General features: G+C 73.5%; 6 protein-coding genes. 1 reads left to right on the top strand and 5 read right to left on the bottom strand.

Translation table 11 applies throughout. The features are described 5' to 3' along the window. Nucleotides 1-147: 147 nt before the first annotated feature. The 5 genes from Q5694_RS33575 to Q5694_RS33555 all read right to left on the bottom strand — a co-directional run bounded on the left by Q5694_RS33575 (nt 148) and on the right by Q5694_RS33555 (nt 6,467). A complete protein-coding gene (locus tag Q5694_RS33575; protein WP_333937297.1) occupies nt 148-306 on the bottom strand; it encodes a hypothetical protein in 159 nt (52 codons plus the stop codon). A 131-nt stretch (nt 307-437) separates the two neighbouring features. After that, nucleotides 438-2,687 carry a PTS fructose transporter subunit IIABC gene (locus Q5694_RS33570; RefSeq protein ID WP_333937296.1) on the bottom strand — a complete coding sequence of 750 codons (2,250 nt, stop codon included), beginning with the start codon at nt 2,685-2,687 and terminating at the stop codon, nt 438-440. Nucleotides 2,688-2,838: 151 nt separating this feature from the next. Next, nucleotides 2,839-3,786 (bottom strand): 1-phosphofructokinase, encoded by a 948-nt coding sequence (gene pfkB, locus Q5694_RS33565; protein WP_333937295.1) that lies wholly within the window; start codon nt 3,784-3,786, stop codon nt 2,839-2,841. Beyond that, on the bottom strand, nt 3,783-4,544 hold the full coding sequence (locus tag Q5694_RS33560) for a DeoR/GlpR family DNA-binding transcription regulator (RefSeq protein WP_333937294.1): 762 nt from the start codon (nt 4,542-4,544) through the stop codon (nt 3,783-3,785). The genes pfkB and Q5694_RS33560 overlap by 4 nt, the downstream gene beginning before the upstream one ends. Nucleotides 4,545-4,880: 336 nt before the next feature. Further along, nucleotides 4,881-6,467 carry an MFS transporter gene (locus Q5694_RS33555; protein ID WP_333937293.1) on the bottom strand — a complete coding sequence of 529 codons (1,587 nt, stop codon included), beginning with the start codon at nt 6,465-6,467 and terminating at the stop codon, nt 4,881-4,883. Nucleotides 6,468-6,530: 63 nt separating this feature from the next. On the opposite strand from Q5694_RS33555, the gene Q5694_RS33550 reads away from it, so the two are divergent. Then, entirely contained in the window at nt 6,531-7,517 is a 987-nt protein-coding gene (locus tag Q5694_RS33550) for a helix-turn-helix transcriptional regulator (RefSeq protein ID WP_333937292.1), read from the top strand. Nucleotides 7,518-7,563: the final 46 nt, after the last annotated feature.

The raw sequence follows: 7,563 nt of genomic DNA, 5'->3' as shown, positions 1-7,563 counted from the left end.
AGCTCCACCACATCGGAGGTCTTCGCCATGTTCAAGACCCGCCAGTGTCAGCAACGCTCGTGATCAATACACCTAGGCGGTCCGGCTGCCTCAAGTGACCGTCTCTCCCGGGCGATCGGCCCGTCGAGCGGTCGGCGGTCGGGCGGTCTAGGCGGGCCGGTTGCCGAGGCGACGTGCCAGTTCGGCGAAGGCGTCCTGCTCCTCGCGGGTCAGTTCCACGGACTCCGACCGGTGTCCCGTCTGCCGCTGCTGCGGGAGGGCGGGAAGCGGCCGGCCTTCGGGCCATCGGGAGGCGTGCTCGGGCATGCGCCCAGTGAACACCACGGCCCGGGACTTCGGTCCCGGGCCGTGACTTTCGTGATCTATCTCGCAGGTGGCATGAACCGTTCAGACAACCCGAATGGGGCCAAGCCCGGTCAGGCTCCCCGCATCGGCTCTCATGCCGCGACCGGCTCCTTCGTCTCCGCGGCCGGGACGGCGGCGTCCCCGCCGGAGGCCGTCGTGCCGCCGGGAGCGGGCTTGCGCAGGCCCTTCAGGACGATCACCAGGGCGGTGGTGACGCACACGCCCGCGGCGATGGCGACCAGGTAGAGCAGCGGGTTGCCGATCAGCGGGACCACGAAGATGCCGCCGTGCGGGGCGCGCAGCGTGGCGCCGAAAGCCATCGACAGGGCGCCGGTGACCGCACCGCCCGCCATGGAGGCGGGGATGACGCGCAGCGGGTCGGCCGCGGCGAACGGGATCGCGCCCTCGGAGATGAAGGAGGCACCCAGCACCCAGGCGGCCTTGCCGTTCTCGCGCTCGGTCCGGGTGAAGAGCTTGCCGCGCACGGTCGTCGCCAGGGCCATCGCCAGCGGCGGGACCATGCCGGCCGCCATCACCGCGGCCATGATCTTCATCGCGGAGTCGCTGGGGCTGGCGACGGCGATCCCGGCGGTGGCGAAGGTGTAGGCGACCTTGTTGACGGGGCCGCCGAGGTCGAAGCACATCATCAGGCCCAGCAGGGCGCCGAGCAGGATCGCGTTGCCGCCGGACAGGCCGCCCAGCCAGTCGGTCATCCCCTTCTGCGCCTCGGCGATGGGCTTGCCGATGACGACGAACATCAGGAACCCGACGATCGCCGAGGAGATCAGCGGGATCACCACCACCGGCATGATGCCGCGCAGCGCAGCCGGGATGTGCACCTTCTGGATCGCCATCACGACGCCGCCGCTGATCAGGCCGGCCGCGAGACCGCCGAGGAACCCGGCGTTGATGGTGAGGGCGATCGAGCCGCCGACGAACCCGGGCACGAGGCCGGGCCGGTCGGCCATGCCGTAGGCGATGTAGCCGGCCAGGACCGGGACGAGGAAGCCGAAGGCGACGCCGCCGATCTGGAACAGCAGCGCCGCCCAACTGTCGGCCTGCGTCCAGGTGAAGTGGTCCATCACCGACGGAGCCTTGTTGATCTCGTAGCCGCCGATCGCGAAACCGAGGGCGATGAGCAGACCGCCCGCCGCGACGAACGGCACCATGTAACTGACGCCGGACATCAGCCACTTGCGCAGCCTGGTGCCGTAGCCCTCGTGGGAGTCGCCCGTGCGCTCGACCGGGGTGGCCGGGGCGGAGCCGGAGGTGGCCTCGCCCCGGGCGGCCTTCTCGCGGACCTCGGCGATCAGTTCGGCGGGGCGGTTGATGCCCGCCTTCACGCCGACGTCCACGGTGGGCTTGCCGGCGAAGCGTTCCTTCTCCCGTACGGGAACGTCGTGGGCGAAGATCACGGCGTCCGCCGCGGCGATGACCGCGGGGTCGAGCCGGGTGAATCCGGCCGAGCCCTGCGGCTCGACGGTGAGTTCGACGCCCGCCTCACGGCCGGCGTTCTCCAGCGCTTCGGCCGCCATGTAGGTGTGGGCGATGCCGGTGGGGCAGGAGGTGACGGCGACGATCCGGAATCCGTGCTCCCCGGCTCGGCCGGGCGCCCCGGACTGGTCGGGTGTCCCCGCCCGGTCGGGTGTCCCGGCCCGGTCGGGTGCCACGCCGGTGGTGGGGGCCTCACCGGCGCCTTCACCGGCTCCGGCTCCGGCTCCGACTCCGGCTACGGCTGCGGCTGCGGCTGCGGCTGCGGAGTCGGCTCCCGCTGCGGAGTCGGCTCCCGCTCCGGAGTCGGCCCCTGCTCCCGCCCCGGAGCCGGCCGTGGCGGCGGTGGGAGAGGCCGCTCCCACCGCCGCCACGGGGTCGGTGGAGGCCGCCTCGGCGGACGGCACCGGCTCGTCGCCGCGGATGAGCACCGCCGCGGCGGCAGCGTCGCCCACGGCGCGCAGCGCGTCGGTGAACTCGCTGTTCATCAGCTGCCGGGCCAACGACGACAGGATCGTCAGATGGGCGTCGTCGGCGCCGGCGGGCGCGGCGATCAGGAAGATCAGGTCGGCGGGGCCGTCCGCGGCACCGAAGTCGACGCCCCGGGCGCTGCGTCCGAAGGCGAGGGTCGGCTCGGTGACGTGCGCGCTGCGGCAGTGCGGGATGCCGATGCCGCCGTCGAGGCCGGTCGGCATCTGGGCTTCGCGGGCGGCCACGTCGGCGAGGAAGCCGTCCAGGTCGGTCACCCGGCCCAGGGCCACCATGCGCTCGGCGAGGGCGCGTGCCGCCGCCTCCTTGGTGTCGGCGGACAGGTCGAGGTCGACCAGTTCCGCCGTGATCATGTCGCTCATCGCGGGCTCCTTAGCACGCGTATCGCCCGGTCGGTGGGGTGGGCGGGGAGGGGACGGGATGCGGTGGGGGGTGAGGGGGTGAGGGGGGCGGATGCGGCGAGTGACGGGGAGGCCCGCCGCTCGCGGATCCGTTCGTGCTGCCGGCCGTGGGTCATGACACCGGCTCCGTCAGCACGCGGTCGGCGGGGACGTCCGGCGTGACCGTCACCGCCGCCGGGTCCAGGTCGCCCGGCGTCGGCATGACGCTGCCGGGCAGCCGGACGGCGGCGGCTCCGTGCGCGACGGCGGAGGCGAGGGCCTCGGGTCCGCTGCCGCCCGCGATGAGGAAACCGGCGAGGGAGGAGTCGCCGGCGCCGACGTTGCTGCGGACCGCCTCGACCCGGGCGCTGCCGAACCACGTGCCCTGTTCCGACACGAGCAGCTGCCCGTCGGCCCCGAGACTGGCCAGGACGGCCCGGGCGCCCCGCTCGCGCAGCTCCTCGGCGGCCTTCACGGCGTCCCCGACGGTGGCCAGGGGCCGGCCCACCGCCTCGGACAGTTCCTCGGCGTTGGGCTTGACCACGTCGGGCCGCTCGCGCAGGGCCGCGAGGAGGGCGGGTCCGGAGGTGTCCAGGGCGATCCGGGCCCCGGCGGCGTGGGTGCGGGCGACCAGGTCGGCGTACCAGGAGGGGGCGAGGCCGCGCGGGAGGCTGCCGCAGCAGGCGATCCAGGCGGCGTCGCCGGACTGCCGCCGTACGGTCTCCAGGAGCAACTCGCTCTCGGCTTCGGACAGTTCCGGGCCGGGCGCGTTGATCTTCGTCAGGACGCCGTCGGACTCCGCGAGGGCGATGTTGGAACGGGTGGCCCCGGCGACCGGGACCGGGGCGACCTCGATGCCCTGCTGGTCGAGCAGCTCGGCGACGAGTGCTCCCGGGGCGCCGCCCAGGGGCAGGACCGCCACCGTGCGGCGCCCGGCCGCGGCGACGGCGCGGGAGACGTTGACGCCCTTGCCGCCGGGGTCCATCCGTTCGCCCGCGGCGCGGATGACCTCGCCGCGGTCGAGGGACGGCACCTCGTAGGTGCGGTCCAGGGACGGGTTGGGGGTGACGGTGAGGATCATGCGCGCACTACTTCCGTGCCGCCGCGCTCGATCGCGACGGCGTCTTCGGGGCTCAGCCCGCTGTCGGTGATCAGCAGGTCGACGTCGCCCAGGTCGCCGAAGCGGGCGAAGTGCTCCTGGCCGTGTTTGGAGGAGTCGGCGAGCAGCACCACCCGGCGGGCGGCGGCCACGGCCGCGCGCTTCACGGCGGCCTCGGCGAGGTCGGGGGTGGTCAGGCCGTGTTCGGAGGAGAAGCCGTTGGCGGCCACGAACAGCACGTCGGCGCGGATCTCCCCGTACGCCCGCAGCGCCCAGGCGTCGACGGCGGCGCGGGTGCGGTGCCGTACGCGCCCGCCGACGAGGTGCAGCTGGATGCCGGGGTGGTCGGCGAGGCGGGCGGCGATGGGCAGGCTGTGGGTGACGACGGTGAGGGACGCCTCCAGCGGCAGGGCGGCCGCCACGCGGGCCACGGTCGTGCCGGCGTCGAGGATCATCGTGCCCTCGGCGGGCAGCTCCGCGAGGGCCGCCTTGGCGATGCGGTCCTTCTCGTCGGCGGCGGTGGTCTCCCGCTCGGCGAGGTCCGGTTCGAAGTCCAGCCGCCCGACCGGGATGGCCCCGCCGTGCACACGGCGGACCAGTCCGGCACGGTCGAGGGCCTTGAGGTCCCGGCGGATCGTCTCCGCCGTCACCTGGAACTCCTCGGCGAGCGACACGACGTCCACCCGGCCGCCGTCACGCGCGAGCCGGAGGATCTCCTGCTGCCGCTCCGGTGCGTACATGCCCGTTCGCCTCCGCCTCATGCCCGAACGTGTTGTTTCAGCGGGAGGCTACGCCGAGATGTCCGCGAAGTAAACAGGTCTCGGAGGGTTCCGGACGCATTCGGGCATGAGCGGACATCCGTCTGGACCGGTGGGCGCGAACGGGCGTCGCTACGGCCGGCAGGGCACGAGCGACCACGCGAACGGACCCGGCACCGAAGGGTGCCGGGTCCGTTCGTCCCCGCTCGCAGCGAGCGCGCGACTGCTCCGACCAGCGCGGCCCGCTCAGGATCGGCTTGCGCGGCCCGCTCAGGATCGGCTTGCGCGGCCCGCTCAGGATCGGCTTGCGCGGCCCGCTCAGACCAGCGCGGCCTTCTCGCCCTCCCGGTCAGGGCCGCCCTCCCGGTCAGGCCCGCCCTCACGGCCCGTCGCGGTCTCCCCGTCGGCCACGGGAGCCGGTGCGCCCTCGACGTGCTGGGCGGGCCGCTTCGGCAGCGCGAACATCAGCAGGAAGATGGCGCCCAGCACCCCGGCGACCCAGCCCAGCGCGTACTGGAAGGCGTCGGCGAAGGCAGGCCCCACCTGCTCGGGACGCAGGTGGTCGGAGATGGTGCCGAAGAAGACCACCGAGACCAGTCCCAGCCCCAGCGCGTTGCCCATCTGCTGCACGGTGCTGATCAGCCCCGACGCCGAACCGGCGTGCTCGCGCGGCACCTCCGAGAGGATCGCGTCGGTCAGCGGCGCGACGATCAGCCCCATGCCGGCGCCCATCACGACCAGCGGCAGGACCATCTGCCAGGGCGTGACGGCGAGACCGTGGTGCCCGGACACCCAGATGTAGAGGAGCACGCCCACGGCCATCACCAGGGCGCCCGCCTGCAGCACCTTGCGTCCGAACACCGGCACCAGCTTCTGCACCGAGACACCCGCGGCGACCGACACCGCGATCGAGAACGGCACACCGGTCAGCCCGGCCTTCAACGGGCTCCAGCCCAGCCCGAACTGCATGTAGAGGGTCCACACGAGGAAGAACACGCCGAGCGCGACCCCGAAGACGGTCTGCACGGCGATGCCGGCCGCGAAGCTCTTGACCTTGAACAGCGACAGCTCCACCAGCGGCGAGCCGTCCCGCCCGGCCTTCCGCCTCTCGTACGCCACCAGCGCCGCCAGGACGACGACCGAGCCGGCCATCGAGACGTACCCCCACAGCGGCCAGCCCAGCTCGCGGCCCCGGATGAGCGGGTAGAGCAGCATCAGCAGGCCCAGCGTCACCAGCGCGACGCCCACCAGGTCCAGCTTCAGGGCACGCGGCGCCCTGGACTCGGTGATGAAGCGGCTGCCCAGGACCAGGCCCGCCACGCCCACCGGCAGGTTGATCAGGAAGATGGAGCGCCAGCCCCAGCCGAACAGGTCCCACTCGGTGAGCAGCGCGCCGAGCAGCGGCCCGGACACGGCACCGAGACCGACGACCGCGCCGAACAGGCCGAACACCTTGCCGCGCTCGTGCGCCGGGAAGGTCGCGTGCACGATCGACAGCACCTGCGGCACCATCAGCGCCGCCATACCGCCCTGCAGGAAGCGGGAGGCCACCAGCATCTCCGGGTTCACCGCGAGGCCGCAGAGCGCGGAGGCGAGGGTGAAGCCGCCGATGCCGGCCAGGAAGATCCGCTTGCGCCCGTGGATGTCACCGAGCCGCCCGCCGGTGATCAGCCCGGCGGCGAAGGCGAGGGCGTACCCCGCGGTGATCCACTGGATCTGGCTGAAGGACGCGCCCTCCTCCCGCTGGATGGACGGGATGGCGATGTTGACGATCGTGACGTCGACGAGGTCCATGAAGGCCGCGGTCATCACGATGGCGAGGGCGAACCAGCGGCGGCGGTCGGTCCCGCCGGGTGTGCCGGCCGTGCCGGCGGTACTGCCGAGGGTGGTGTCGGTGGAGGTCATGCATCGAAGGCTAGGGGGCCTCTAGGTCAGTTCGTGTCCTAGTGGTGCGGCATCCTCGGGGACATGACGACGGACACCCCGGCCCGGCTGCTGACGCTCCTCTCCCTCCTCCAGACACCCCGCGAATGGCCCGGCGGCGAACTCGCCGAGCGACTGCGGGTCTCCCGGCGCACGGTCCGGCGGGACATCGACCGGCTGCGTGAACTGGGCTATCCCGTGCAGGCGACCAAGGGTTCCGACGGCGGCTACCGGCTGGTCGCCGGCAAGGCCATGCCGCCCCTGGTCCTCGACGACGAAGAGGCCGTCGCCATCGCGGTGGGGCTGCGCGCCGGGGCCGGGCACGCGGTGGAGGGCCTGGACGAGGCCTCGGTACGGGCACTGGCGAAGTTGGAACAGGTGCTCCCGGGCCGCCTGCGTCACCGGGTGACGACCCTGCAGGCCGCGACCACGCCCCTGACCAGCGGGGACGGGCCGAGCATCGCGCCCGAGACCCTGACCGTCATGGCCTCGACGGCGGCCGGGCACGAGCGGCTGCGGTTCGCCTACCGGGCGGCGGACGGCACCGAGTCACGCCGGCTGACGGAGCCGTACCGGCTGGTGTCCACCGGCCGCCGCTGGTACCTGGTGGCCTACGACATCGACCGGGACGACTGGCGCACGTTCCGCGTGGACCGGGTGCGCGAGCCGTTCGCGACCGGCGCCCGCTTCGTGCCGCGCGAGCTGCCGACGGGGGACGCGGCCGAGTACCTGCGGCGGTCGATGCAACGGCAGCAGGCGACCTACGAGTTCGAGGCCGACTTCGCCGCCCCCGCCGAGTACGTCGCCGCCCGGGTGCCCCACTGGCTGGGCACGCCCGAGCCGCTGGACGACGGCGGCTGCCGGCTGCGGGGGTCCGTCGGGGACGCGGTGCAGTGGATGGCGTTCCGGCTGGCGATGCTGGAGTGCGACTTCGTGGTGCACCGCCCGGCCGAACTGGTCACGGCCGTGCGGGAGCTGGGGGCGCGGTTGAGCAGAGCGGCGGGGGGCGGTGGCATCCCGGAGGGAGCCTGAGCGGGGGCGGGCGCCCGAGCCCCAGGTGCGTGCGGCCCTGGCGTCC

Source organism: Streptomyces sp. AHA2 (assembly GCF_036857595.1).
GTDB lineage: Bacteria > Actinomycetota > Actinomycetes > Streptomycetales > Streptomycetaceae > Streptomyces.
This window is presented reverse-complemented; position numbering and strand designations above follow the sequence as displayed.